This window comes from Jiella mangrovi, assembly GCF_017815135.1.
Taxonomy (GTDB): Bacteria; Pseudomonadota; Alphaproteobacteria; order Rhizobiales; family Rhizobiaceae; genus Jiella; species Jiella mangrovi.
In genome coordinates, this window is sequence record NZ_JAGJCF010000018.1 from 17,226 (window position 1) to 43,230 (window position 26,005).

Here is a 26,005-nt window from a genome sequence, read left to right on the forward strand (position 1 = left end):
GCCAAACGCAAAAAAGGGCGCCACTTGGGCGCCCTTAGCTGGTCCTCATCGAAGAGACTGCCGGATCTACTCCGGGAGCTGACCGGCGACGATGCCGTCGGACGGCGTCTGACCCGTCTCGGACGACATGCTTGGCGAAGCATTGTTGCCCTGACAGGCGGCGAGTGAGGCGAGTGTAAAAAGGCCAAGGCAAGCGATTAGTGTACGCATACAGTCTCTCCGATCCGAGTAGTGATCAATTCACGTCGATGAGGATAGGCCGAAAAGCCTCGGCGGCGAGACGTCCCAAGAACTTCATCGAGTCAAAAACTCTTGATCTATTCGGAGATATTTTTCTGCCCGGTACCGGACGAGCGGCAGACTACTCGCAATCGCCAACGGCCTGACGCGCAAAACCGCCATGAGCGATGCGATATTCGTCGTTCTCGGTGTCGGCTCGTTCGAGAACGATGCTGGTTGCCGCTCGATCGTCGTGAAGCCGTGGCTCTCTCGGCGACTGGCAGTCGCCGCCTCAAAGAGCCTCATCCCACCGCAAGCTCCGGCACGGTTTCCAGAACCAGCGCCATGTCTGCCTGAAACGCCTGCGTTTCCCTGTCCTTCGCCGCCTGATCGGGCAGGCGCAGGATGTAGGACGGGTGGACGGTGACAAGGAGCTGTGTCCTGTCGTCGAGGTCGATCAGCTTCGAGCGCGTCGCCTTGATGGTCACGCTTTTACCGAGCACGGCCTGCGCCGCTGTCGCGCCCAGCGCGACGATCAGCTTCGGGGCGATCAGCGCCCGTTCCTGATCGAGCCACCAGCGGCAGATCCGGATCTCGCCGGTGTTCGGCTTGGCATGGATACGCCGCTTGCCGCGTGGTTCGAACTTGAAGTGCTTGACCGCATTGGTGACATAGGCCTGCGAGCGGTCGATCCCCGCCGCCGCCAGCGCCTGATCGAACACCTTGCCGGCCGGCCCGACGAAGGGCTCGCCGGCGATGTCCTCCTGATCGCCCGGCTGCTCGCCGACAAAGATCACCGGCGCATCGTCAGGCCCCTTGCCGAAGACGGTCTGGGTCGCCGGCTCCCAGAGCGGGCAGGCCCGACAATCAGCCGCCCTTTCGCGAGCTTCCGCGACGGATTGAGGCGCGGCGTCCTCGGCAAAACCCGGTGCAGCCGGCATGGATGTCGCTTTCATTGCGCGCCGCTCCTTCAGCCTCTCGTCCCGCAACGTCGGCAGGGTCGGTGCGGTTTCCAGCATGCGGCGGGTCGCCGCCTCGGCGCCGGCGATCAGCGGCTTGATCAGCGCCGTCTCGGGCATGTTCGCCCAGTATTTCTTCGGCATCTCGGCGGTCATCGCCTTCACCTTCAGCCGCGCCGGATTGAAGATCGAGGCGTAATAGGTCAGCCACAGCGCCTCCATGTCGTCATCCGCCGGCGCCATGTCGCGTGTGGCGCCCGGCAGGAAGGTCAATTCCTCGCCGTTCCAATGCGCGGTTCGCTCCGGCGTCAGGATCGTCCAGACCATGCCGGCGAAGCGCCTGGCGAAAAACGGCGCGGTGTATTCCACCGTGTGGTGGAAGGGCTCGAACCAGGCGACGGAATGACGGCCGATCTCGGCGTCCTCGATCTCCCTGAAGCGCACGAAGGCCTTCATCTTGTGGCTGTCGCGGCGAACCGCCTTCTCCATCTCGGCCGCGCGCAGGATGTCCTGGTCGGACGCGATCTCGAGCAGCCCTTTCTCGCGCTGAAGCCGCCAGAGCAGGCGGTAGGCGAAGTCGAAGCGGTCCGGATCGGCATGGCAGATCAGCTTGCGCGCCAGCTCCGGAAATGCTTTCGGCACGGTGGGCTGCGCCGCGCCGGGATCGGGCGGCAGGAGCTCTTCGGCAAAGAGGCCCGGCGCCTCCTCGCCGACGGAAAAGCTCAACGCCTCGGGCGGTATCTGCCCCTTGAGCGCGCGCCGCGCGGCCTCCCGCCAGCCGTCGAAATCTGCCGGAAAGGCGAGGCGGGCGTTGAACATGGTCAACCGCCCGATCGTTCGTGGACCCGCTGATGCAGTGCCCGGATCTCGGCGGAAAATTCGTCCACCGGCCCGACCACGTCGACATGGGGCAGAAGCTCGCGCAGGGTGACCGGCTTGTAAGGCAGGTTCGGCGCGCCGAACGCCGCCAGCCATTCGATGAGCTGCGGGGTCGAGGTGGCGAAAACCGCCCGGCCGACGCCGCACCAGCCCTGCGCGGCGGCGCACATCGGGCAGTGCTCGCCGGAGGTGTAGATCGTCGCGCCAGCCCGTTCCTGCGGCGACAGGTTCATCGCCGCCCAGCGGGCGAGCGCGAATTCGGGATGCGCCGTCGGATCGCCCGAGCCCGTGCGGTTGTGGTCTTCCTTCAGCACCACGCCGTCGGCGGAGACGAGCACCGAGCCGAAGGGCCGGTTGCCGGTCTCGACGGCCTCGCGGGCAAGCTCGACGCAGCGGCGAAGGTGGATCAGGTCCTGGTCAGAAGGGGCGGAGACAGGCATTTTCGTGTTCCGTCAAACTGGCGTTGCCGCTCATCAAACCACGCCGAGGGTGGCTGCAAAACTCAAAACAGCTCCAGCTGCGACGCCGGTCGCTTCGCCTTGGGAACGAAGCTCTCGCGCAGCCCCGCGCAGTCGGTCAGCCCGCCAGGCGACCAGTCCAGTGCAGTGATGAACGGGCGCACCTTGGCGATCGACTGGCAGAGCCGGGCGACGTCGTCGAGCCGCAGCGTTCGATGCCTTCGGGTGGACAGGATGCGCTTCACGGCCCGCGTGCCGAGCCCCGGCACACGCAGGAGCATCTCCCGGTCGGCGCGGTTGACGTCGACGGGAAAGCTGGCGCGATTTCGCAGCGCCCAGGCAAGCTTGGGATCGACCGCAAGGTCGAGCATGCCGCCCTCGCCGCCGGAAACGATCTCCGCGCGCTGAAAGCCGTAGAAGCGCATGAGCCAATCGGCCTGATACAGCCGATGCTCGCGCATCAGCGGCGGCTTGGCGAGCGGCAGGCGGCTCGAGGAATCGGGGATCGGCGAAAAGGCCGAATAATAGACGCGGCTGAGCCGGTAGTTGCCGTAAAGGTTTTCCGAGCGGGTCAGAACGTCGTCGTCGGAGGACTGGTCGGCCCCGACGATCATCTGGGTCGACTGGCCGCCCGCCGAAAAGCGCCTGGGCTTGGTGCGGTCGCGCTTCTCGCCCCTATGCTCCTCGATCTTCGCGCGCAGATGACCCATCGAACGCCGGATGTCGCGCGCGTCCTTCTCCGGCGCCAGGGCCGAAAGGGTGACGTCGGTCGGCATCTCGATGTTGACCGACAGGCGATCGGCGAAGAGGCCCGCCTCCTCCAGAAGCGCGGGCGATGCGTCGGGGATCGTCTTGAGATGAATATAGCCGGAGAAATTCTCCTCGAGCCGAAGCTTCCTGGCGACGCGGACCATCTCCTCCATCGTGTAGTCGGAGCTCTTGATGATGCCGGACGAAAGAAACAGCCCTTCGATGTAGTTGCGCCGATAAAAGTTCATGGTCAGCGCCACGACTTCCTCGACCGAAAAGCGCGCGCGGCTCACATTGGAGGAGGATCGATTGATGCAGTAGACGCAATCATAGACGCAGAAATTGGTCAGGAGAATTTTCAGAAGCGAGATGCATCTGCCGTCCGGCGCATAGGCATGGCAGATGCCCGAGCCCTCGGTCGAGCCGATGCCCTTGGATTTCGCCGAATTGCGGCCGGCCGCCCCACTCGACGCGCAGGAAGCGTCGTATTTCGCGGCGTCGGAGAGGATTGCGAGTTTCTGGCGAAAATCTAGTACGGGCATGCATCCCATATAGCGTTCATGAAATGTTCCGGCCAGTGATTTGTGTTACCGGCGCCTGCAGCATTTTGCCACTCCCCAAGCTTCCGCCGCTCGGCAGGGCTCCAGCGTCCCGCGTGTTTGACAGAGTGCCTGAACATCCAATGGTACGAAGCGGCGGATCCTTGTTTCAATGCCTGCGTTCATTCGCAAAATGAACCATTGCAGCGACCATTCGTTTGACTGTCGAGGGACAGAGCGAAGACGGCATCCGGCAAGCGGAGGAATCGCTGCTCGAAGAGGCCGGCCTGAGACCGCTTTTCAATGATCGGAGTTTTGGCATGCGAAAGTATTTATCCGTGGCATTTGCGGCCATGCTGGCCCTCGGCTCGGTCGGCACCAGCACGGTGAGCGCCCAGGCCGAGCCGTACTGGCGCGTCCAGCATCACGATGGCCATCACTGGAGGCGGGGTCATGCGCCGCGCCATTATCGCCATGGCCGACATCACCGCCGCGACCGCTATTACGGGCGCCGGCATCACAACAACGGCGCTGCGATCGGCGCCGGCATCGCGGGTCTCGCGATCGGGGCGATCGTCGGAGGCGCCCTGGCCGAGCGCGATCGCCCGGTCCCGCTGCACCGCGTCTATCCCAGCCGCGGCGGAAGCCATGTCGCGCGCTGCAGGGCCCGTTATCGCTCCTATGATGCGCGGACGGACACCTTTCTCGGCTATGACGGCTACCGTCACCGCTGCAGGTACTGAGTTGCGCGTCTGACGGCGCGGAGCACGAGATTGAAGCATAATAGATGACGGTCCCGAAGGCCCGGTGAAACTCTCGCCGGGCCTTTTCGTGGGGGACTCTCTAGGGCCCGCTCGCTCGAATGCGGCATTGCCCGCCTAGCAAAGGCATTCGCCAAGGGGGGCGGCCTTCATGCCGCTTGGAAGACACCACGCTTGCGGCGCCCTCAAAGGATCGGGAGACGTCGTCACGCACCAAAATGTCATCGCGCACCCGTGCAACCAGATCGGCGAGCGGGAGTTTCGCCGCCAGCCAAACGAATGCCTGACCGCTCAGGCTATCCTTGGTGAAGGGACAAGACCGGTTCCGCTGACCACATCCTGCCAGTCCAGGGCGGCCGAGCGACCAGGAGTGATCGGAAGACAGCCATGAAGAAACTTGTGTCCGCAACCCTTGCATCGGTGATCGCCGTCGGCGCGATCGGTGCCAGCACACTCACCGCTAGTGCCGATCAGTGGCGCCACGGATGGCGTCATGGCGGCGGGTATCATCACGACTATCATCGCGGCGGCTGGCGCTACCACGACAGCGGCGCATCGGTCGCGGCCGGCATCGGCGGCTTCGCGCTCGGCGCCATCGTCGGTGGCGCCCTCGCCTCGCCGGACTATTACGACGGCCCGCCGGCCTATTATTACCGCCCGGTTCCGGTCGAGCGCGTCTATCCGGTTCGCCGTTACTACAGGGTCGCGCCCCGCCCCGTCTATTACGGCGACCATGCCACGGTCTGCGCGGAACGCTACCGTTCGTATGATCCCGGCACCGACACGTTCCTCGGCTATGACGGCTACCGCCATCGCTGCAACCTGTAGGAACCATCTGCCCTGTCAGGGATGGGTTCCAACGAAAACGCCGGCAGAGTGATCTGCCGGCGTTGTCTTTTGATCTTCTGCTCGCCGCCATCCACCAATGGCGGCAAAGTCGCTTCGAGCCGTGTCAGTGGCCGAGGGCTTTTTTCACGGCGCGCTTGGTGACGACCTTGACGAGATTGGCGCGATAGGCCGACGAGCCGTGAATGTCGGACATCATGTTGTCCTGGGGCATCGTCAGACCGTCGACGGCCTCTGGGGCGAAATTCGACGACAGCGCCTGTTCCGCTTCGCTCCAGTGGAAGGCGCCTTCCGAGCCAGCGCCGGTCACGCCGACCTTGACGTCGCCGCCGCGCCTGGCGACGAACACGCCGCACATGGCATAGCGCGAGGCCGGGTTGCGGAACTTCTCGTATGCACAGGCATCCGGCGCCTCGAAGGCGATCTTGGTGACGATCTCGCCGTCCTCCAGAGCGGTCTCGAAGAGACCCACGAAGAAGTCGTCGGCCGCGATCTCGCGCTGGTTGGTGCGGATTGTTGCGCCGAGCGCCAGAAGCGCCGCGGGATAATCCGCCGCCGGATCGAAATTTGCGACCGAGCCGCCGACCGTTCCCATGTGGCGGACCGCCGGATCGCCGATCAGACCGGCGAGATCGGCAAAACCCGGGCAGACGGATTTGATCTCGTCGCTCATGGCGACGTCGGAATGGGTCATGCCGCCGCCGATGACGATCGACTTGCCCTCGACCTTGATGCCCTTGAGGCCCGGCACGTGGCGAAGGTCGATCAGAGCCTCGGGCGCGGCAAGCCGCTGCTTCATGGTCGGGATCAGCGTCATGCCGCCCGCCAGATATTTGCCCTCGTCGCCATGGTCGGCCGCGAACTTCGCCGCCTGAGGCAGCGAAACGGGGCGGTGATATTTGGTCTCGTACATCTTAATGCCTCCTGGAGCATGATCCCGATCGCTTCGATAGCGGCTTTGCGAGATGATCATGCGCTGACTGAACGACAAGGCGGGGCGGCGTCCCCGACCTATGGCCGGCACGTCCGGCCACGCATCGATGCGGCGGCCGGACGGCGGAAGAACCCGCGGCTATTCGACGGCGCTGAGCGCCTTCCAGACCTTCTCCGGCGTAGCCGGCATGGTCAGCTCGTTATTGCCGATCGCGTCGGTGATGGCGTTGATCACGGCCGGCGGCGAGCCGATCGCCCCGGCCTCGCCGCAGCCCTTCATGCCGAGCGGATTGCCCGGACAGAGCGTCTCGTGCGTCGAGACCTTGAACATCGGCAGGTCCCAGGCGCGCGGCATGGCGTAGTCCATGTAGGACGCGGTCAGAAGCTGGCCGGCGTCGTCGTAATGGGTGCCTTCGAGCAAGGCCTGGCCGATGCCCTGGGCGAGCCCGCCATGCACCTGGCCGTCGACGATCATCGGATTGATCACCCGGCCGAAGTCGTCGGCCGCGACGAACTGGATGATCTGCGTCGTTCCCGTTTCGGGATCGACCTCAACCTCGCAGATGTAGCAGCCGGCCGGGAAGGTGAAGTTGGTGGGATCGTAGAACGCCCCCTCCTTCAGCCCCGGCTCCATGCCGTCCGGCAGGTTGTGGCCGGTATAGGCGCCGAGACAGACCTCGTGCCAGCCGAGCTTCTTGTCGGTGCCGGCCACCTTCACTTCGCCATTCTCGATGACGATGTCGCCCTCGTCGGCCTCGAGCAGATGGGCGGCGATCTTCTTGGCCTTGGCTTCGACCTTGTCCAGAGCCTTGTGGATCGCCGACATGCCGACCGCGCCGGAGCGCGATCCGTAGGTCCCCATGCCGAACTGCACCTTGTCGGTATCGCCATGGATGACCTGGACGTTGTCCACCGGCAGGCCGAAGCGTTCGGCGACGAGCTGGGAAAAGGTCGTCTCGTGGCCCTGACCGTGGCTGTGCGAGCCCGTGAGGATCTCGATCGTGCCGACCGGATTGACCCGGACTTCCGCCGACTCCCACAGGCCGACACCGGCGCCGAGCGACCCCACCGCCTTCGACGGCGCGATGCCGCAGGCCTCGATGTAGCAGCTCATGCCGAGCCCGCGCAGCTTGCCGCGCGACCTTGCCTCCTCGCGGCGGGCGTCGAAGCCGGCAACGTCGGCCGCCTCCATGCCGGCATTCAGGGTCGCGTCGAAATCGCCGGCGTCATAGGCCATGATCACCGGCGTCTGGTGCGGGAAGGAGCGGATGAAGTTCTTGCGACGAAACTCCGCCGGCGAGATGCCGAGTTCGCGCGCCGCCGTCTCCATCGTCCGCTCGACGACATAGGTCGCTTCCGGCCGTCCGGCGCCGCGATAGGCGTCCACCGGTACGGTGTTGGTATAGACCGCCTTGACGTTGGCGTGGATCGCCGGGATGTCGTACTGGCCCGACAGAAGCGTCGCATAAAGATAGGTCGGGGTCGCCGACGAGAACAGCGACATGTAGGCGCCGAGATTGGCGACCGTCTCGACCCTGAGGGCGAGGATCTTGTTGTCGGCGTCGAGCGCCATCTCGACATCGGTCTCGTGATCGCGGCCATGGGCGTCGGTCAGGAACGCCTCCGACCGGTCCGACGTCCACTTCACCGGCACGCCCGTGCGCTTGGAGGCCCAGAGGCAGACGATCTCTTCGGGATAGATGTAGATCTTCGAGCCGAAGCCGCCGCCGACATCGGGTGCGATGATCCGCAGCTTGTGTTCGGGCGCGACGTTGTAAAAGGCGCTCATGACGAGCCGCGCGACATGCGGGTTCTGCGAGGTCGTCCAGCAGGTATAGTGATCTTCGGCCGGATCGTAATGGCCGAGCGCGGCGCGCGGCTCCATCGGATTGGGTACCAGCCGGTTGTTGTGGATGTGCAGCCGGGTGACGTGGGCGGCCTTGGAAAAGGCCTCGTCCGTCGCCGCCCTGTCGCCGAGCTCCCAGTCGAAGATCAGATTGCCCGGCGCTTCGGGATGAAGCTGCGGCGCGCCATCCTTCAGAGCCTCGACGGCCTTGGTGACGACCGGCAATTCCTCGTAGTCGACCATCACCGCCTCGGCGGCGTCGCGGGCCTGAGCCTGCGTCTCGGCGACGACGATCGCCACCGCCTGCCCGACATGGCGCACGGTCTGCGAAGCGAGCGCCGGCCAGGCGCCCATCTTCATTGGCGTGCCGTCTTTCGACGAAACCGCCCAGCCGCAGATCAGGTTTCCGATGCCGTCGCCCTGCAGCTGCTGACCGTTGAGGATGCCGATCACGCCCGGCATTCCCTCGGCCGCGCTGGTGTCGAGACCGTTGATCTTCGCATGCGCATAGGGCGAGCGCACGAATGCGGCATATTTCATGCCCGGAACGCTCATGTCGTCGACATAGCGACCGCGGCCGGTGATGAAGCGCCGGTCCTCCTTCCGAAGAACCTTCGCGCCGATACCTTCAACGCCCATTATCATTCCTCCCTGAAAACTCGCTCGGGTCTGCTGCCGGACGGCGCAGACCACGATTGCAGTCGAAATCTCTCATGCCCCGCGAACCGGTGTGGACCCGGCGCAGCTCCGGCTTATTCGGCCGCCACGGCCTGCGGCTGCGCAGCGCCGGCGGCCGAAAGGATCGCCTTGACGATGTTGTGATAGCCGGTGCAGCGGCAGATGTTGCCGTCGAGCTCCTCACGCACCGTCTCCTCGTCGAGGGACGAACCGTGCCGGTTGATCATGTCGACGGCCGTCATGATCATTCCGGGCGTGCAATAGCCGCACTGAAGCCCATGATGCTCGCGGAACGCCGCCTGAACCGGATGCAGCTCCTGTCCCTCGGCGATGCCCTCGATCGTCGTGACGCTCGATCCGGACGCCTGGACAGCCAGCATCGTGCAGGATTTGACGGCCTTGCCGTCGAGATGCACGACGCAGGCGCCGCATTGCGACGTATCGCAGCCGACATGGGTGCCGGTCAGGCCGAGATGCTCGCGAAGGAACTGGACGAGGAGCGTCCGGTTCTCGACCGAGCCCTTCATCTCACGCCCGTTCACGGTGATGGTTACGTCCGTCATACGCTCCTCCTAAAACTCTGCGACCGGACGAACCGGCCTCGATCCCTCGCACGGCTTTTGCCGCTCTGCGCCGACCTCCAAATCGGCGCGGCCGAGAGGGCGGCCCGGCGGGAGAGTGCCCCTTTGTGATCGAGGCTTCAAGCGCTTTTAAGATTCATTCTACATCACGCCGGCATCGCGACGCGGCCGGGTTCGGGAAGCCCTGCCGGCCGCACGTCGCCTCCCCGCCGAAACCAGGGCAGCACCGCTCTTGCGCAAGATCGGCTGGTCACGAGCGCCGGCAATCCAGCCACTGTGCCCCAGGATCGGCAGATATTACGGGTCGCCGAGCCCCCCCTGTCACCCGACGGCAACGGGCAAGCGAATTGACCGGCTGCAGCCACAGCTGCGACAGTAAGTCCGACTTCGGTCGGGGTTTGTTGTCGCATCGGCACAGCAAGCGCTCAATCGACGCTTGGGCGCTGCCGAAATGCCGGTTTGTCAGCGGGCCGTAGTTGTTATTTTATCATTTCCCGGCATCCTTAGCGCCACCTGAAGGGGGGAGCGAAACTTTTCGGGAGGGGCCGCAGGGCCCTGCCGAGCCATGACGGCCGGCGCTTCACCCTCCGCATGACCGCTGGCCAGGAGATGTAAGCGTTTGCCCGGATTTCGTCGTCTGACCGCAATCTGTCTGTCGATTGCCGTGGCGATCTCGGTGACGCCCTCGGCCGGTGCGTTCGAGATCTTCGGCATGAAGTTCTTCGAAAGCGCCGATTCCACCGTCGATGTCATCGATCCCCTGAACTACACGGTCACGCTCACTCTGGCACCGGCGCCGGACGATGACGGCTCGCTCGAGGAGGCGCTCAATACCGCCTCCAGCCTCGTCAGCGATCAGGAAAAGCCGGTTTCGGGCTCTCTCGGCCTGCTTTCCAAGGCGAAGACCGACCGCAAGCGGCTCGTCGCCGCCCTGTTCGAGCAGGCGCGCTACGACGGCCTCGTCGACATCTTCATCGAAGGCCGCGACATCACGACGTTGCAGCCGGACGCAACCTTTTCCGCAAGACCTGTGCCGGTGACGATCCGCGTCCGGCCCGGGCCGAAATATACCCTCGGCCGCATCGCCGTCAGTTCGCCCGCCATACCGGTCGATCCCGCCGAATACGGCCTCGAACCGGGCGGCGAGGCCGGCTCGGCCAAGGTCCTCGAGGCCGAGGCGAAGATGTTCGACAAGCTGCGTCAGGACGGCCGGCCCTTCGTCGCCGTGACCCGTCGCGAGATCATCGCGGACGCGGCGACCGACCGGCTGGACTATGAAGCGACCCTCGAGCCCGGCCCCCGCGTCCCGTTCGGCGATATCTGGATCGACGGCGAGAAGGATGTCGATCCCGGCTTCATCGCCTACATGACCGGCATCGAGGCCGGCAAAGTCTTCTCGCCGCAGGAGCTGGCCGATGCGCGCGACCGTCTTCTGAAGCTCGGCGTCTTCTCCTCGGTCACGGTGAAGGAAGCCAAGGGCCAGGCGCCGGACGGCAGCCTGCCCGTGCAGATCGAGGTCGGCGAGCGCAAGTTCGGCTATTACGGCGTCGGCGCCACCTATTCCAACACCGAGGGCGCCGGTGCCAACGGCTATGTCGGCTACCGCAATCTCTTCGGCCGGGCCGAATCGCTTCGCTTCGACGCCTCGGTCTCACGCATCGGCGCCTCGACGATCTCCGACGAGCCGCGGCCGATCGACGGCATCGACTATTCGAGCTCGCTGGTCTTCAAGAAGCCCGGCGTCCTCGGTCCCGATTCCGTCTATATCGGCTCGCTCGAGATCAAGCGGGAGCAGCCGCTCGCCTACGACCGCACCAGCTATGCGGCGACGAGCGGCGTCGAATACGACATCGACAAGCAGCAGAAGCTGAATGTCAGCCTCAGAGCCGAATATGAGGAAATCACCGACTATCTCGGGACCCGCGACTATCTCATCGGATCGGTGCCGATCACCTACACCTATGACGGGCGGAACAACGAACTGAACCCGACCGAAGGCTTCTATCTGCAGGCCCTCGCCGAGCCGTCCTACGGCTTCAACACATCGACGCCCTTCGTCAAGACGCGGCTCGACGGCAGGGCCTATCTGTCGCTGACCGAAAGCGACCGGCTGGTTCTTGCCAGCCGGCTCGGCTACGGCACGGTCTTCGGCGCCGATCTTCTCGACATTCCCAACGACCGGCGCTTTTACGCCGGCGGCGGCGGCTCCGTGCGCGGCTACGAATTTCAGTCGATCGGGCCCTATTTCCCCGACACCGTGCCGGCCGGCTCGGGCTACAATTCCGACTTCACCGACACGCCCACCGGCGGCCTTTCCCTGTTCGACGGCTCGGTCGAGGCCCGCATCGGCATCACCGAGAACATCCAGATCGTGCCCTTCCTCGATTTCGGCACGGTCTCCAACAAGCTCGTCCCCGATTTTTCGAACTTCAAGCTCGGTGCCGGCGTCGGCGCCCGCTATCTCACCAGCTTCGGCCCGATCCGGATCGACGTCGGCATCCCGCTCGATCCGGGGCCGAAGGACGCGAGCTACCAGATCTACGCCGGTATCGGACAGGCCTTCTGATGAGAACCGAACGCCTCGCCGCTCTCGCTCTGACGCTCTTCCTCGCTGTCGCCGCGCTTCTGCCGGCGAGCCGGCCGGCGAGCGCGCAGCAGTTCATCGCTACCCAGATCGAGAACCTGATCTCCTCCGACACGATGAAGGTGAAGATCGACGGGCTCTCCGGCGCCCTCACCGGCGCGATCCGTATCGAGAAGGTCACGGTCTCCGACCCCGAGGGCGTGTTCCTGACGGCGAGCAATCTCGCCATGGACTGGTCGCCGCTGGCGCTGGTGCGCTCCAACGTCTCGATCGAAAGGCTCACCGCCGGCCAGATCGTCCTGCAGCGCCTGCCGACGGGCCAGCCGGCAAGCCAGGACAGCGGCGGCGGCTTCTCGCTGCCCTCCATCACCGCCAAGATCCAGGAGATCGCCATCGACGAATTCGTCCTCGGCGCGGCGGTCGCCGGAACCGAGGCACGGCTGAAGGCGAATGCCAGCCTGACCTTGAATTCCGATCCGACGCAGATCGCCGCCCAGGCGACGGTGGAGCGGCTCGACGCGCCGGGCCGCATCGCCTTCGACGTCGATTTCGCGCCGGACGACAACAAGCTGGTCGTCAATGTCGATGCGAGCGAGCCCCAGGGCGGCCTCGTCGCGTCGCTTCTCGGTATTCCGGGCGCCCCGCCCGTCCAGCTCACTGTCAACGGCTCGGGCCCTCTGTCCGGCTTCATGGCGAACGGGGCGCTCTCCGTCGACAACCAGCAGGCTGCCACGCTGACCGCCCGCGTCGATCGCCTCGACGCCGCCTACCGGACCGCCCTGTCGCTCAACGTCGCGGCCGAGCGTTTCGTGCCGGAAGCCTACCAGCGCTATGTCGAGGGCGGCGCCAATCTCGACGCGACGGTCGAGATAAACGACGACGGCACCTATCGCATCGAGCAGGGCACGCTCGCGTCGAGGGCGCTGCAGCTCTCGGCAACCGGTGCCGTCGATCCGTCCGGCTCGGGCAACGACCTCTCGCTGAGCCTCAGCGCGCCCGATGGCGGGCCGATCGCCCTCTCCTTCGGGACCGACGAGACGCCGATCGACATTGCAATCTCCAACCTCGACGCGGCGCTGCAAGGCGCCCTGTCGAGCGCAGCCATCACCATCAAGGCGAGCCTTCCACAGGCGGTCTATTCCGATTACGCCGCCAACAATGTCGGCGCCGAGGTGACCAGCCAGTCGTTCGACATCACGGGCCTCACCGGCCCGTTCCAGCTTTCGGCGAGCGCCGCCTCGGCGAAAGCCCCGGAAGGTGTCCAGCAGCGGTTTCTCGATGGGCCGATCAAGCTTTCGGGCAGCGGCGCCCTCAATGCGAACGGCCTCAAATTCGATCCAGCGACGCTTGCGACCGACACCGCGAATCTCAACGTCACCGGCTCCGCCGCCCTCAACTTCTCGACCTTCGACCTGACACTCGATTCCAATTTCCGGACGGTGGCGCTTTCGGCCGGCCTCGTCCCGATCGCCGGCGAGAGAACCAGCGTTTCCGGCAATTTCACCCGCAGCGCAGATGGCGCCCTTGCCGCGCGGAGCCTGAAGGTCGATGGTGACAACCTCTCGATCGAAGGCCAGGCCTCGCTCGCGGGCGACACGGTCTCGGCCGACATTTCCGGCCGGCTCGCCAATGCCGGGAGTGTCAGCCAGCAGCTCTCCGGCGCGGCGACGTTCCAGCTGACCGCCAGCGGGCCGTCTGCCGCGCCCGACGTCGATATGACCGTCGACGGCAACGGCCTGTCGATCAACGGCCGCGAACTCGCCAATCTCAGCGTCAAGATCGCGGGCACGCTGCAATCGGGAACTCCGAAGGGCAGCATCGACATTTCCGGCGTCATCGACGGCAAGCCTCTGGAAGGCAAAGCGGAAATCGCCGGCCAGACGAATGGCGAGGCCGAGGTCTCCGGGATCGTCATCCGCCAGGGCACCAACAGCATCACCGGCGATCTGAAGCTCACCCAGAACGTCCTGCCGATCGGCACGCTCGACGTGAAGCTCGACGATCTCGCGGCGCTCGCCGCCCTCGGCGGTCTCACCGCCAGCGGCGACGTGACCGGAACGCTCGGCTTCGACGTTCTCACCGACGGAACCCCGGTCGCCAAGCCGAACCTGACCGGAACGAGCGTATCGGTTTCCGGCAACACGCTCTCCGGCGCGAAGATCGATCTTTCGGTCTACGACTATCTCGGCATTCCGATCCCCGAAGGCACCGTCACCGCCAGCGCGATCAGCGCCAGCGGCATCGACGTCTCGCAGCTTGCCATCGACCTGTCCCGTCAAGGCCCTGAGACGGCCGGCGTCGAGGCGACCGCCCGAATGAACGGCATACCCGTCGCTCTGGCCGGCAACGCCACCTTCCGGCCGAACGAAATACTCGTCGCCCTTCAGAAGCTGACCGCGGCGATCCCCGATGCTGCGGTCTCCCTTCAGGAGGAGGCACGTGTCAGGATCGCCTCCGGCACCACCTCCCTCTCGAACATGGCGCTCGACATCGGCAACGGGCGGCTGACCGCCACGGGCTCGGCCGGCGAGACGATCGATCTGTCGGCGCGGCTGGAAAACGTTCCGGCCGCCGTCGCCAATCCCTTCGTGCCGAACCTCGCCCTTGCCGGCACGCTTGACGGCACGGCGACCGTCAGCGGGCAGGCGAGCGATCCGGACGCGCGCTTCGACCTGCGGCTCGGCGAAATCGTCGCCACCCGCGCCGGCGGCAAGGCGACGCCACCGGTCGACGGAACGATCGCCGGCAGCTATGGCGGCGGAACGCTGCAACTGCAGACCGCCCGGCTCGACCTCGGCGACGGCTCGCTTTCGGCGACCGGATCGGTCGGCGATGCGATCGACCTTTCCGTCGATCTGATACAGGCCCCCGTCGCGATCGCCAACGCCTTCATCGAAGGACTGGACGCCTCGGGCACCTTGTCGGGCGAGGCGAAGGTCTCGGGCACGACCAGCGCGCCTGCCGCGACTTTCTCGCTCACCGGCCGCGACATCACCGCGACGGCGGTGAAGGACGCCGGCATCGAGCCCCTGTCGCTCGACGCATCCGGCTCCTACGAGAACGAGACGCTGACGCTCTCCAACGCCATCGTCGAGGTGGGCACGGCCTCGCTCACGGCCTCCGGCACCATCGGTCAGCAGCTGAACGTCCGGGCGCGTGCGGAGAACCTTCCCGTCGGCCTCGTCAACGGCTTCGTTCCCGACCTTTCGGCCAGGGGCATCGTCTCCGGCTCGGCCAGCGCGACCGGCACGCTCGACGATCCCAACGCCACTTTCGACATCATGGGAAGCGGGATCACCACCGACGAAATCGCCAGGTCCGGCGTCAAACCGCTCGATCTGCGTCTCGCCGGCCGCTATGCCGACGGCACCGCCAATATCGAGACCGGCGTCGTCAATGTCGGCGACGGCTCGCTCAACGTTGCCGGCCGGATCGGCGAGACCCTCGACGTCTCCGCCGAAATGAGCCGCCTGCCGGTCGGCCTCGCCAACGGCTTCGTCGACGGGCTGGGCGCCACCGGAACGGTCTCCGGCACCGCCAAGGCGACGGGCACGCTCGAAAACCCCGTGGCAAGCTTCGACGTCACCGGCAGCGGCATCACCACCGATCAGATCGCCAAGGGCGGCGTGCCGACGCTGTCGCTCGACGCCGCCGGCACTTATCGCGACGGCACGCTCAGCCTCGACACCGCCAAGCTCGACGTCGGCGAGGGATCGCTGCGCGCAAGCGGCACGATCGGCGAGGCGCTGAACGTCGATCTCGCCCTCGACGCCCTCCCCGTCGGCCTCGCCAACGGCTTCGTCGACGGGCTGAATGCCAAGGGCACCGTCTCGGGCACCGGCCGGGCGACCGGCTCGCTGTCGGACCCGAACGCGACCTTCCAGCTCTCGGGATCAGGCATCACCACCGATCAGATCGCAAAATCCGGCGTCGCGCCGCTCAGCCTCGATGCCGCCGGCTCCTATGCAGGAGGAACCGCGACGATCGACCGGGCGAACGTCACCGTCGGCTCCGGCAGCCTGTCGGCCAAGGGCACCGTCGGCGAGGAGCTGAACCTCGACGTCACCGCAAACGAGATACCTGCGGGCCTCGCCAACGGTTTCGTCGACGGCCTCGGGGCCCGGGGCAGCTTGTCCGGCAACGCCACGGCCCGTGGCTCGCTCTCCGACCCTTCGGCCGAATTCTCGATCTCCGGCACAGGCATCACCACGGCCGAGATCGCGAAATCGGGCACGCCGCCGCTCACCGCCGACATCGCGGGCAGCTACCAGAACGGCAGCTTGAACCTTGCCAATGCCGAGGTCGTCGTCGGCAGGGGCAGCCTGACGGCCAAGGGCACGGTCGGCCAGGAGCTGAACATCGACGTCACCATCGACCAGTTGCCGGTGGGCCTTGCCAACGGCTTCGTCAGCGACCTCGGCGCGCAGGGCACGATTTCCGGCACGGCCAGGGCGCAGGGCTCGCTTTCCAATCCGAACGCGCGCTTCGACCTGAAGGCGGCCAATGTCTCGGTCGCGCAGAGCCGGGCGGCTGGCGCTCCTGCCCTCAGCGCCGACCTTGCCGGCCAATATCAGGGCGGCAACCTCTCCCTCGACCAGGCGCTCGTCCGGATCGGCGGCGGCACCATTCGCGTCACCGGCGGCGCCAGCCAGAGCAACCTCGATCTCACGGCTGAAATCCGCGGCCTTCCCGCCTCGATCGCGAGCGCTGCGGCCGGCGGCCTCGCCCCGCAGGGCACGATCAACGGAACCGTGAAGGCGACCGGCGCGCCGAGCAATCCGCAGGTGACATACGACATCACCGCCTCGGGCGTGTCGATCCAGCAGACCCGCGGCGCCGGCGTCGGCGGCCTTCAGATCACGACCAGCGGCCAGTATGCCGGCAACCGCGTCACCACCGACACCCGGCTTTCGGGCAGCGGGATCGCCCTTGCGGTGAACGGCTCCGTCGGCCTTGCGGGAACGCCGAGCCTCGATCTTTCGGCGAACGGCACCGCGCCCCTGTCGCTCGCCAATCCGATCCTCGCCGACGGCGGCCGTTCGGTCCAGGGCACGGCCCAGGTCAACGCGCGGATCACCGGCCCGGCGACGCAGCCGAACGTCAACGGCACGGTCCGCGTCGCGGGCGCGCGGCTCGTCGATACCGGCTTCAACGTCGCCCTCAACGACATCACGACGACGATCGCCCTGAACGGAACCAGCGCGACGATCCAGAGCTTCACCGCCCAGATCTCGTCGGGCGGGACCGTGACGATTGGCGGCACGATCGGCCTGACCGGCCAGTTCCCGGCCGACCTGACGATCCGCGCCGACAGGGCCCGCTACAATGATGGCGAGCTGATCGCCGCACGGCTGTCGGCCGATCTGACATTGACCGGCCCGTTGACCGCGACACCGACCCTTGCCGGCACGATCAACGCCGAGAAGATCGACATCATCGTGCCGGACAAGCTGCCGAGCTCGCTCGCCCGGATCGACGTCACCCACCGCAACGCCAAACCCGCCGTCATCGAGCAGCAGCGCGAACTCTTCCCGAAGAAGGCCGCAGGAACCAGCGGTGGCGGCATCAATCTCGACATCACCTTCAACGCGCCGGGCCGCGTCTTCGTGCGCGGACGCGGCCTTGATCTGGAACTGGGCGGCTCGCTGAGCATCAGCGGCCCGGCCTCCAACCTGTCCATCGTCGGCGGCTTCGAGCTGGTGCGCGGACGCTTCCAGATCCTCGCAAAACAGCTGACCTTCCAGCGCGGCACGCTTAGCTTCACCGGGAATCTGATCCCGACCCTCGATCTCGAGGCGACTTCGACCGTCGACGATGTCACCGTCTACGTCACCGTGACGGGACCGGCGGACGACCCATCGGTCAGCTTTTCGTCCAATCCGGCGCTTCCGCAGGACGAGGTTCTGGCGCGGCTGATCTTCGGCCAGGGAACCTCGGACCTCTCCCCGCTGCAGATCGCTCAGCTCGCCGAAGCGGCCGCGACCCTCGCCGGCGTCGGCGGCTCCACCGGCCTTCTCGACAATCTGCGCTCCCAGCTCGGCGTCGACAGCCTGGACATTTCCACCACCTCCGACGGACAGACCGCCGTGGGCGTCGGCAAATATCTCAACGACAACACCTATCTCGGCGTCGATTCCACCGGCCGCGTATCTCTGGAGCTCAAGCTCGGCGGCGGGCTGAAAGCCAAGGGCGCCGTCACCTCACAGGGCGGCGGCGAGGTCGGCGTGTTCTACGAGGGCGAGTTCTGAGGGGACCGGGAAGCGCCCAGCCTCTCAGACGTAGTCCGCTCAATTGCCGTGCGGGCTTGATACGCGGCCTGATCTGATCGATCGGACAGCGTATCAGTCGACCGCATCCTGAGGTGCGAGCGAAGCGAGCCTCGAAGGACGAGGGCGCGCCGCAGACGCTGATCGAGGTGAATGAACAGTCAAAATGAAGCTCTGGCTTACTGCCGGCAGAAGCCCCTCGCCCTTCGAGGCTCCTTCTCGCTGCGCTCGGCGTCGCGCCTCAGGATGAAGGGCTTCTGCTCCAGCCTTCACGCCCGCCTTCAAAGATACTTGTCGATGAGCGCCGTGACCTCGGCATTGCGCTCGCTGCCCGTGCGGCCGCCCATGACGACGACGATGATGCGGCGACCGTTGCGCATGGCGGTGGCGACGAGATGGAAGCCGGAATCGCGGATATAGCCGGTCTTCAGCCCGTCGACCCCCTCGACCTTGCCGAGCAGCTTGTTGGTGGCCCGGTAGGTCCGGCCCTTGAAGACGAACTGCGTCACGCGGAACATCGGCATGTAGCGCTGATTGCGCGAGATCAGCGCCCTGGCGAGGATCGCCATGTCCCGCGCGGTCGAGATCTGGCGCGGGTCGGGCAGGCCGGAGGCGTTGACGAAACGGGTGTTGCGCATGCCGAGCTGACGCGCCCTTGCGGTCATCACGGCGGCAAATCTCTCCTCGGTGCCGGCGAGATTTTCCGCGATGACCACGGCGACGTCATTGGCCGATTTCGTTGCCAGCGCCTGCGCCGCGTCTCTGACCGTGATGGTTTCGCCCGGCTTGAAGCCGAGCTTCGAGGGCGGCTCGGCCGCCGCCGTCGCGCTCACGGTCAGCGGCGTGTCGAGCGAGATCTTGCCGGCCTCCACCGCTTCGAAGAGCAGATAGAGCGTCATCATCTTCGTCAGTGACGCGGGATAGCGCAGCGCGTCGGCATTCTCCGCCTCGAGGATCCGGCCGCTCTGATAATCCATGACGAGGACGGAATGGCCGCGCACCTCGGCAGAGCTCGCATCGCTCAAAGTGGCGATGCCGAGTCCGGCGGGAGACAGTTCGGCGGTCTGACAGCCGGCGAGCGTTGCCGCGAAGGCAAGACAGGCCAGAAGGCGGAACGGCCGGGCAGAGAAAAGTGCCTGGAACCAAAGTCGCATGGGTCAGCCGCCGCGTCTGGAGGATTGCATTCAACGAGCTATGCGCAACCGGCGCGAATCCTGTCAAACCCGGAAGAGAGCGTTGAAAGACTTCGAGCTTTGCCTGTGCCGGGCATGCCACACGGGATGTGACGCGCAAGTGTGCGCTGCCTGGCTTGGGAACGGCGAAACGGGCTTTACGGAGCGATTTTGGCCTGACATCACACCGTCATCATGCGGGAGGCATTTTGCCGCGAAGGCAAAGGGCGCGGCCCGCAGCGACTATTCGGAGCACGGCCGACGAGAACCGTGCAGGACACCAGAGGACGACCGGCATGCGCGCGGCGATCTATTACACCCCGCCGGCGGGGTCTTCCCTCGCCAAGACGGCCAATGAATGGCTCGGCCGCAACCCCTATGACGGCGAAGCCACCCGCCCGGCCGACGACATCCGCGACCCGCTGGTCGCCTCCCCTGCCCGCTACGGCTTCCACGCGACCATCGTCGCGCCGTTTCGCTTCGCCGAAAACGCCCAGTTGGAAGACATCGACGCGCGGCTCGCCGAGTTTTGTGCCGCACAGGCCGCGTTCGAAATCACCGCCGCCGTCCCGCAAAGGCTCGGCGCGTTCTTCGCCCTCGTGCCGGCCGAGCCGTCGCCGGCTCTCGATATGCTGGAAGCCGCGGCTGTCAGGGCCTTTGCGCCCTTTCGGGCACGGCCGAACGAAGCCGAGATCGCCAGACGGCGGCCGGAACGTCTGAGCGAGCGCCAGCGCGCCTATCTCGAAGAGTGGGGCTATCCTTACGTCTTCGAGGATTTTCGCTTCCACATGACGTTGTCGGGCGCGCTTTGCGATGACGAGGCCGCAAGGCTCAATCCGGAACTCGAGGCCACGTTCTCGTCCTTCGACGGCGAGGCGCTGGCCATCGATCAGCTCGCGGTCTTCCTCGAGCCGGAGCCCGGTGCTCCGTTCCGGGTCCATTCGGTCCATCGATTCGAAAAGCGCTGAACGCGTCAGCCTCGCTTCGAAACGGGCGACGGGCCCAAAGTGAAAACCGCCAAGGTCCTTTCGGACCTCGGCGGCTTTCTCGCGTGCCGGAGTGGCGGCAACCGGCACGCAGTCTGCGGGGGAGATTGGGGGGATAATCCCCCGCCGCAGTTCTTGTGCCGAGCGTCAGCCGCGGTCGGGCATATCCGTCGGCGGCATCGGCGGACGCGGGCCCCTGGGGCCATCGCCGCCAGGGCCACCCGGGCCACCCGGGCCGCCGGGGCCTCGCGGACCCGCACCCATGTCGCCACCCGGCGACATGGGGCCGCGCGGCCCTGGCCGGTGGTCGCCGCGCCCCTTGCCGCCGGGGCCCTTGCGGCCATGATCGCCCATGTGGGCTTCACGGCGCATGTCGCGCATCATCGAGCGGATGAGGCCGCGGGCCGTGTCGATCTGTTCCGGCGTCAGGGTGGATTCCAGATCGGCGAGCGCGGATTTCATCTGCTGCGCCTTGTCGCCGGCGTCGATGGCCCGGTCCGCGAAGCGATCGAGCATGCGGAAGGCAAACAGCTCGCGGCTTCCGGACTGGCCGGGGGCGTCGGCGGTGTCAGGCGCCTGAGCGTTGTCCGGCGCCTGAGCGGTGTCGTCGCCCTCAGGAGCATCGGCGTCGGGCCCCTGAGGAGCCCCCGGGCCAGCTTGTTCCGGCCCCATGCCAGGGCCGCCAGGCCCCATCCCGCGCGGTCCCATGGGAGGCCGCGGAGGCTGCATCGCCTCGGCGAAGTTGATGAGCGAGGCGGTGAACTTGCGCCAAGTCGCCATCTGCTCCGGCTGGATGCCGATGCCGGTCTCGAGCGCGGCGAGCGCTCCGGCCAGCTTGGCCGGCGACATCATCATGTCGCCATGCGGCCCGCGGCGGCCATGTCCGCGATGGCCCGGGCCGCCATGACGGCCGCCATGACGCCAGTCCTTGCGACCGCCATCGAAATTCTGGGCGAGCCGCATCGGAGCGTTCTGTCCATCGTTCTGGCGCATCTCCTGCGCCTTCTGAGGGTTCGACTGCGGGGCGGCCTGCGCGAAGGCGCTGGTTCCGGCAAGCGCCGCCGCCAGGATCGCGCCCGTGGCCATCTTGGCGCGGCGGCCAAACATGCCGTTCCCGCCGGATGCGTTCACATGGTCTCGAAATGATCTCATCACTGATCTCCTCTAATTCGAGTGATGAAAGAGACATAGGCAGCACTTGTTGCGAGGGTGCGGCGAAAGATTGCCGAATATCGCCCGGAAGGGATTGATTTGTTACGCTGTGTATCGAAGACCGCTGCAGCAATACGGAGTTACAAAGCGGATCCCGGCCGAGCGTGTCAGAGGCCTCCGCACTGGGCTAGACGGTGAGAGCGAGGCCGAATGGCCGCCGACATTTCCGGGACGAGAGACAATGACCCAACCGAACATCCTCGTCGTCGACGACGACCCCGAGATCTGCCGCCTCCTCGGCAAGTATCTCGACGGACAGGGCTTCCGGTGCCAGCTGGCGGCCAACAAGCGGCAGTGTCAGCAGCGCCTCGCGGATTCCCGCGTCGATCTCGTGGTTCTCGACGTCATGCTGCCGGACGGGTCCGGCCTCGACATCTGCCGCGAGATCAAGGACGAGCGGCCGGACCTCGCGGTGATCCTGCTCACCGCCCTCAAGGAAGACGTCGACCGGATCATCGGGCTCGAACTCGGCGCCGACGACTATCTCGGCAAGCCCTTCAACCCGCGCGAACTCGCGGCCCGGATCCGCGCCGTCCTGCGTCGTGGCAGTTCGGCGGCGCCGAAGGAAGAGCGCACGGCGCCCGCCTACCGGTTCGAGGGTTTCACCGCGATTCCCGAACGGCGCAGCCTCAGCGACCCCGACGGCACGGACGTGCCGCTGACCGGCGCGGAGTTCGATCTTCTGATGATCTTCCTCGATCGGCCGGGCCGGGTCCTCTCGCGCGAAATCCTGATGGATCTCCTCCATGGTCGGTCCGTCGATCCGTTCGACCGCTCGATCGACGTGACGATGAGCCGTCTGCGCCGCAAACTCAACGACAACGGCGTCTTCCGTCTCTTCAAGACCGTTCGCAATGGCGGCTATCAGTTTGCCGCGCGCGTCGAACGCGAGGAAGACGAGACTCAGCCTTGAAGTCCCTACGGTTTCGCCTCGCGCTTCTGCTTCTCGTCTCGGTCCTCGGTGTCGTCGCCCTGGCAGCTCTGGTGTCGCTGACGATGCTCGACCGGCCCGATCGCGACAGCTTTCGCAGTACCTTCGCCGAAGAGGTGCGCATCGTCACCACCGTCCTGCGGGAAGATCCGACGGCGGCGGATCGGCTGGGGATCACGATCGGCCCCGAGCCGACGCGGGAACCCGACGACTTCGTCCGCGACCGCAGGGGTATTGTCGAGGGCCTTTCGGCACAGGGCCTGCAGACAGATGTGCGGATCATCGGCGATCCTGCTTCGCGCACCCGCCAGATCGCCTTCGAGATCACGCCGGGCCGCTGGGCCTATCTGCCCTATCCGGGCTTTCCGCCTCGCAATCTCTACGGCTTCATCACCTACCTCGCCGTTCTTGCGGCCGGTGTCGCGGCGGTCTCGATCTTCGCGGCGACCAAGATGACCCGGCCGCTCGTCATCCTCGACGAAGCGGTCCTGACCGTCGGGCCCGACGGCCTGCCGGCCCATGTGCCCGAGGACGGCCCGGCCGAGGTGCGCGCGACGGCATCGGCGCTCAATCGGCTGACGGCGCGGGTGCGCACCGCCGTCGAAAGCCGCATGCGCCTCGTCGCCGCCGCCGGCCATGATCTCAGAACGCCGATGACCCGCATGCGGCTACGGGCCGAATTTCTGCCCGACGAGGAACGCGAGACCTGGCTGAAGGACCTCGAGGAGCTCGACCGCATCGCCGACAGCGCCATTCGCCTGGTGCGCGAGGAGGTCGAACCGCAGGCGGCCGAGCCGGTGCGGCTGAAGCCGCTGCTTGCCGAGATCGTCGGCGAACTCGGCGAGATCGGCCGCTGCGTGGCGCCGCCCGCGCAGGCGGTGCCCGATCTCGCCGTTCTCGGCCGTCCGCTGGCTTTGAAACGCGCCCTGCGCAATCTCATGGAAAACGCCGCCGTGCATGGTGGCAATGCGCGGCTCGCGCTTGGCCGCGAGGGCGGCTTTGCCGAAATTGTGATCGAGGACGACGGACCGGGCATCCCCGAGGACATGCTGGAGCGCGCCTTCGAGCCGTTCTTCCGCGTCGATCCCGGCCGCCGCAAACTGAAGCCCGGCGCCGGGCTCGGCATGGCGATCGCAAAGGAGATCGTCGATCAGGCCGGCGGCACCATCGCCATCGCCAACCGCCCCGAAGGCGGGCTGAGGCAGCGAGTCCGCCTGCCGCTGGCAGTGACGGCCTGACCCCTCAGCGCCCGGCGGACTCCTTGCGGAAGCGTTCCTCGATCGCCGGGTCCGGCGGCGGCGGGGTCAGATCGACGCCCTCCGACAGCTTGTCCGCGATATGGGTGAGCGCGCTGACGCGGGCGTATTTCTTCTGGTTGGCCGGCACGACGTGCCAGGGCGCGTTGGCCGTATCGGTTCGCGCCAGCATGTCGTTTGCGGCGGCGAGATATTCGTCCCACTTTTCCCGGTTGCGGAAATCCTCATAGGTCAGCTTCCAGCGTTTCAGCGGGTCCTCCAGCCGCTTTTCGAAGCGCTTCAGCTGTTCGTCGGGATCGATGTAGAGGAAGGTCTTGATGACCTTCGTGCCTGCGTCGGTGAGCATCGCCTCGAAGGCGTTGATCTCGCCATAGGCGCGGCGCCAGGCCTTTTCGTCGGTAAATTCCTCCACCCGCTCGACGAGCACGCGGCCATACCAGGAGCGGTCGAAGACGGCGATCTCGCTCGCCTGCGGCAGGCGCTCGAAGAACCGCGCGAGATAATGCCGGGTGCGATCCTCCTCGCCCGGCGCGCCGATCGGCCAGACCTTCAGCCCGCGCGGGTCGATGACGGAGGACATGCGGCGGATCGTGCCGCCCTTGCCGGCCGCGTCCCACCCTTCGAAGACGATGACGGCCTTCCTGTGATGAAAGAGGTAGGCCTGATGGATCGCCAGGAAGCGCGTCGTCAGCTCGGCCATGCGCTCGTCATAGGCGTCGCCGTCGATCCGCGCCGACATGTCCAGTTGCTCGAGTTTCATGCCGGTCTCTTCTCCTTCATTCCAGCGCGACGGCGGCACTGCGTTCCGCCTATGGCACATATCTGTTCACCGCTGCTTCGGGCATATGGTCTTGGCGCCGCGCATCGCCATGTGCAAAAGAGGCCAGATCCTCCCTCACCTCGCATGGCCCACCTCCGGCACGAGGACTTGCCCGTTCCATGAATTCGACCGTCAAGCTTCTCCTCGGAGGAAGCCTCACCCTTGCCATCGTGATGGGCGTCGGGCGCTTTCTCTACACCCCGCTCCTGCCGCTGATGCAGCGACAATACGGCTTTGGACCCGACGTCGCCGGCTTGATCGCCAGCGCCAACTTCGCCGGCTATTTCGCCGGCTCGATGCTGGCTGCCCTCGCCTCGCGCGGGCTCGCCCGCCGGATCGCCTTTCAGGCCGGCCTGGTGGCGAGCGTCGCCACCACCATCCTGATGGGCTTCACCTCGGATCTGACGGTGTGGCTCGTCCTTCGCACGATCTCCGGCATCGCCAGCGCCTTCGCGATGATCTCGGCGGCCGGCATCGTCGCCGACCAGCTCGCCAAGGTCGGCGAGGAAGGACGCCTTGCCTGGGTGTTCGGCGGCGTCGGCGCGGGAATTGCGGCCTCAGGCCTGGTCGTCCACCTGCTCGTCGAGACGTTGGCGTCCTCGACGCTGTGGGTGCTGATCGGTGGGCTGACGGCGGCGCTGGTTCCGTTCGTGCTCGTTCTGTTGCGCGAAAGGCCGTTGCCGCCATCGCGGCGCCCGGCCGATTCCCGCCGGCGGGTGGCGCGCGCTTTGCCCTTCTGGCCGCTTTTGGCGGGCTATACGCTCCAGGGTCTCGGCTATTCGGTCTTCGCGACTTTCATCGTAGCCCTGATCAAGTCCCGTCCCGGCATCGAGGCGCTCGGCGACTGGGTGTGGATCATCACCGGCCTTTCCATTCTGCCGAGCTGCCTGTTCTGGTCGAGGATCGCCGAGCGGATCGGATTTTCGATGGCGCTGGTCATCGCCTATGTGGCGCAGATCGTCGGCGTGGCTCTGCCGGTGGCGAGCGGCGCGCCGGTCGCGGCGATCCTCGGCGCCGTGCTCTTCGGCGGCACCTTCATCGCCATCACGCTATTGACCATGCCGCTCGGCCGGCACGGGCTGGGAGGCCGGGGCTTTGCGGTGCTGACGGCCGGTTTTGGCCTTGGCCAGATGATCGGCCCCTATGTCGCGGGCCTCCTCGTCGCCGGGGAAGCGGACTACACCCTGCCGCTAGCGGCCTCGGCCGGCGTTCTCACGCTCGGCCTGATCGCCGTCGTCCTTGCGATCCGCGGCCGAAGCGATGCCCCGAAGCCGCGTATGCCGGACTGAGGGGGCGCGGCTCGCGCGCTTAAAGCACAAGCCCCGCAGC

At 66.3% G+C, this 26,005-nt stretch carries 17 protein-coding genes; 8 read left to right on the forward strand and 9 right to left on the reverse strand.

What is annotated here, in order from left to right:
* Nucleotides 1-521: 521 nt before the first annotated feature.
* The 3 genes from J6595_RS18715 to J6595_RS18725 form a co-directional block, all read right to left on the reverse strand.
* Complete coding sequence (locus tag J6595_RS18715) at nucleotides 522-1,997, reverse strand: UdgX family uracil-DNA binding protein (RefSeq protein WP_209596677.1); 1,476 nt, start codon at nucleotides 1,995-1,997, stop codon at nucleotides 522-524.
* Nucleotides 1,998-1,999: 2 nt separating this feature from the next.
* A complete protein-coding gene (locus tag J6595_RS18720; RefSeq protein WP_209596566.1) occupies nucleotides 2,000-2,497 on the reverse strand; it encodes a nucleoside deaminase in 498 nt (165 codons plus the stop codon).
* A 62-nt stretch (nucleotides 2,498-2,559) separates the two neighbouring features.
* Nucleotides 2,560-3,807 carry a putative DNA modification/repair radical SAM protein gene (locus tag J6595_RS18725; RefSeq protein ID WP_209596568.1) on the reverse strand — a complete coding sequence of 416 codons (1,248 nt, stop codon included), beginning with the start codon at nucleotides 3,805-3,807 and terminating at the stop codon, nucleotides 2,560-2,562.
* Between the two features lie 335 nt (nucleotides 3,808-4,142).
* Between J6595_RS18725 and J6595_RS18730 the strand changes: the two genes are divergently transcribed.
* Nucleotides 4,143-4,547: a BA14K family protein gene (locus J6595_RS18730; protein WP_209596570.1), complete on the forward strand. Its 405-nt coding sequence runs from the start codon at nucleotides 4,143-4,145 to the stop codon at nucleotides 4,545-4,547.
* 405 nt (nucleotides 4,548-4,952) lie between these two features.
* The gene (locus J6595_RS18735) at nucleotides 4,953-5,393 is read left to right on the forward strand and encodes a BA14K family protein (protein WP_209596572.1); all 441 of its coding nucleotides are present in this window, start codon (nucleotides 4,953-4,955) and stop codon (nucleotides 5,391-5,393) included.
* A gap of 124 nt (nucleotides 5,394-5,517) precedes the next feature.
* Here the strand turns inward: J6595_RS18735 and J6595_RS18740 are convergent, their stop codons facing one another.
* From J6595_RS18740 to J6595_RS18750, 3 genes are all read right to left on the reverse strand, one after another.
* Entirely contained in the window at nucleotides 5,518-6,324 is an 807-nt protein-coding gene (locus J6595_RS18740) for an FAD binding domain-containing protein (protein WP_209596573.1), read from the reverse strand.
* A gap of 159 nt (nucleotides 6,325-6,483) precedes the next feature.
* Nucleotides 6,484-8,829, reverse strand: a complete 2,346-nt coding sequence (locus J6595_RS18745) for a xanthine dehydrogenase family protein molybdopterin-binding subunit (RefSeq protein WP_209596575.1) — start codon at nucleotides 8,827-8,829, stop codon at nucleotides 6,484-6,486.
* Between the two features lie 113 nt (nucleotides 8,830-8,942).
* Nucleotides 8,943-9,431 carry a (2Fe-2S)-binding protein gene (locus J6595_RS18750; RefSeq protein WP_209596577.1) on the reverse strand — a complete coding sequence of 163 codons (489 nt, stop codon included), beginning with the start codon at nucleotides 9,429-9,431 and terminating at the stop codon, nucleotides 8,943-8,945.
* A 637-nt stretch (nucleotides 9,432-10,068) separates the two neighbouring features.
* On the opposite strand from J6595_RS18750, the gene J6595_RS18755 reads away from it, so the two are divergent.
* Nucleotides 10,069-12,015: an autotransporter assembly complex protein TamA gene (locus J6595_RS18755; RefSeq protein ID WP_245198850.1), complete on the forward strand. Its 1,947-nt coding sequence runs from the start codon at nucleotides 10,069-10,071 to the stop codon at nucleotides 12,013-12,015.
* The gene (locus J6595_RS18760) at nucleotides 12,015-18,281 is read left to right on the forward strand and encodes a translocation/assembly module TamB domain-containing protein (RefSeq protein WP_209596579.1); all 6,267 of its coding nucleotides are present in this window, start codon (nucleotides 12,015-12,017) and stop codon (nucleotides 18,279-18,281) included. Before J6595_RS18755 ends, J6595_RS18760 begins: the two co-directional genes overlap by 1 nt.
* A 299-nt stretch (nucleotides 18,282-18,580) precedes the next feature.
* Here the strand turns inward: J6595_RS18760 and J6595_RS18765 are convergent, their stop codons facing one another.
* The gene (locus J6595_RS18765; RefSeq protein WP_209596581.1) at nucleotides 18,581-19,453 is read right to left on the reverse strand and encodes a D-alanyl-D-alanine carboxypeptidase family protein; all 873 of its coding nucleotides are present in this window, start codon (nucleotides 19,451-19,453) and stop codon (nucleotides 18,581-18,583) included.
* A gap of 314 nt (nucleotides 19,454-19,767) precedes the next feature.
* On the opposite strand from J6595_RS18765, the gene J6595_RS18770 reads away from it, so the two are divergent.
* The gene (locus tag J6595_RS18770; RefSeq protein WP_209596583.1) at nucleotides 19,768-20,439 is read left to right on the forward strand and encodes a DUF1045 domain-containing protein; all 672 of its coding nucleotides are present in this window, start codon (nucleotides 19,768-19,770) and stop codon (nucleotides 20,437-20,439) included.
* Nucleotides 20,440-20,604: 165 nt separating this feature from the next.
* On the opposite strand, the gene J6595_RS18775 is transcribed toward J6595_RS18770, so the two are convergent.
* On the reverse strand, nucleotides 20,605-21,609 hold the full coding sequence (locus J6595_RS18775; RefSeq protein WP_209596585.1) for a hypothetical protein: 1,005 nt from the start codon (nucleotides 21,607-21,609) through the stop codon (nucleotides 20,605-20,607).
* 241 nt (nucleotides 21,610-21,850) lie between these two features.
* Between J6595_RS18775 and J6595_RS18780 the strand changes: the two genes are divergently transcribed.
* Both J6595_RS18780 and J6595_RS18785 read left to right on the forward strand, forming a co-directional pair.
* On the forward strand, nucleotides 21,851-22,582 hold the full coding sequence (locus tag J6595_RS18780) for a response regulator (protein WP_209596587.1): 732 nt from the start codon (nucleotides 21,851-21,853) through the stop codon (nucleotides 22,580-22,582).
* The gene (locus tag J6595_RS18785) at nucleotides 22,579-23,838 is read left to right on the forward strand and encodes an ATP-binding protein (RefSeq protein ID WP_209596589.1); all 1,260 of its coding nucleotides are present in this window, start codon (nucleotides 22,579-22,581) and stop codon (nucleotides 23,836-23,838) included. The genes J6595_RS18780 and J6595_RS18785 overlap by 4 nt, the downstream gene beginning before the upstream one ends.
* Before the next feature lie 4 nt (nucleotides 23,839-23,842).
* Here J6595_RS18785 and J6595_RS18790 read toward each other — a convergent pair whose 3' ends face one another.
* On the reverse strand, nucleotides 23,843-24,616 hold the full coding sequence (locus J6595_RS18790) for a polyphosphate kinase 2 family protein (RefSeq protein WP_245198851.1): 774 nt from the start codon (nucleotides 24,614-24,616) through the stop codon (nucleotides 23,843-23,845).
* A gap of 179 nt (nucleotides 24,617-24,795) precedes the next feature.
* Between J6595_RS18790 and J6595_RS18795 the strand changes: the two genes are divergently transcribed.
* Entirely contained in the window at nucleotides 24,796-25,965 is a 1,170-nt protein-coding gene (locus J6595_RS18795; RefSeq protein WP_209596593.1) for a YbfB/YjiJ family MFS transporter, read from the forward strand.
* Nucleotides 25,966-26,005: the final 40 nt, after the last annotated feature.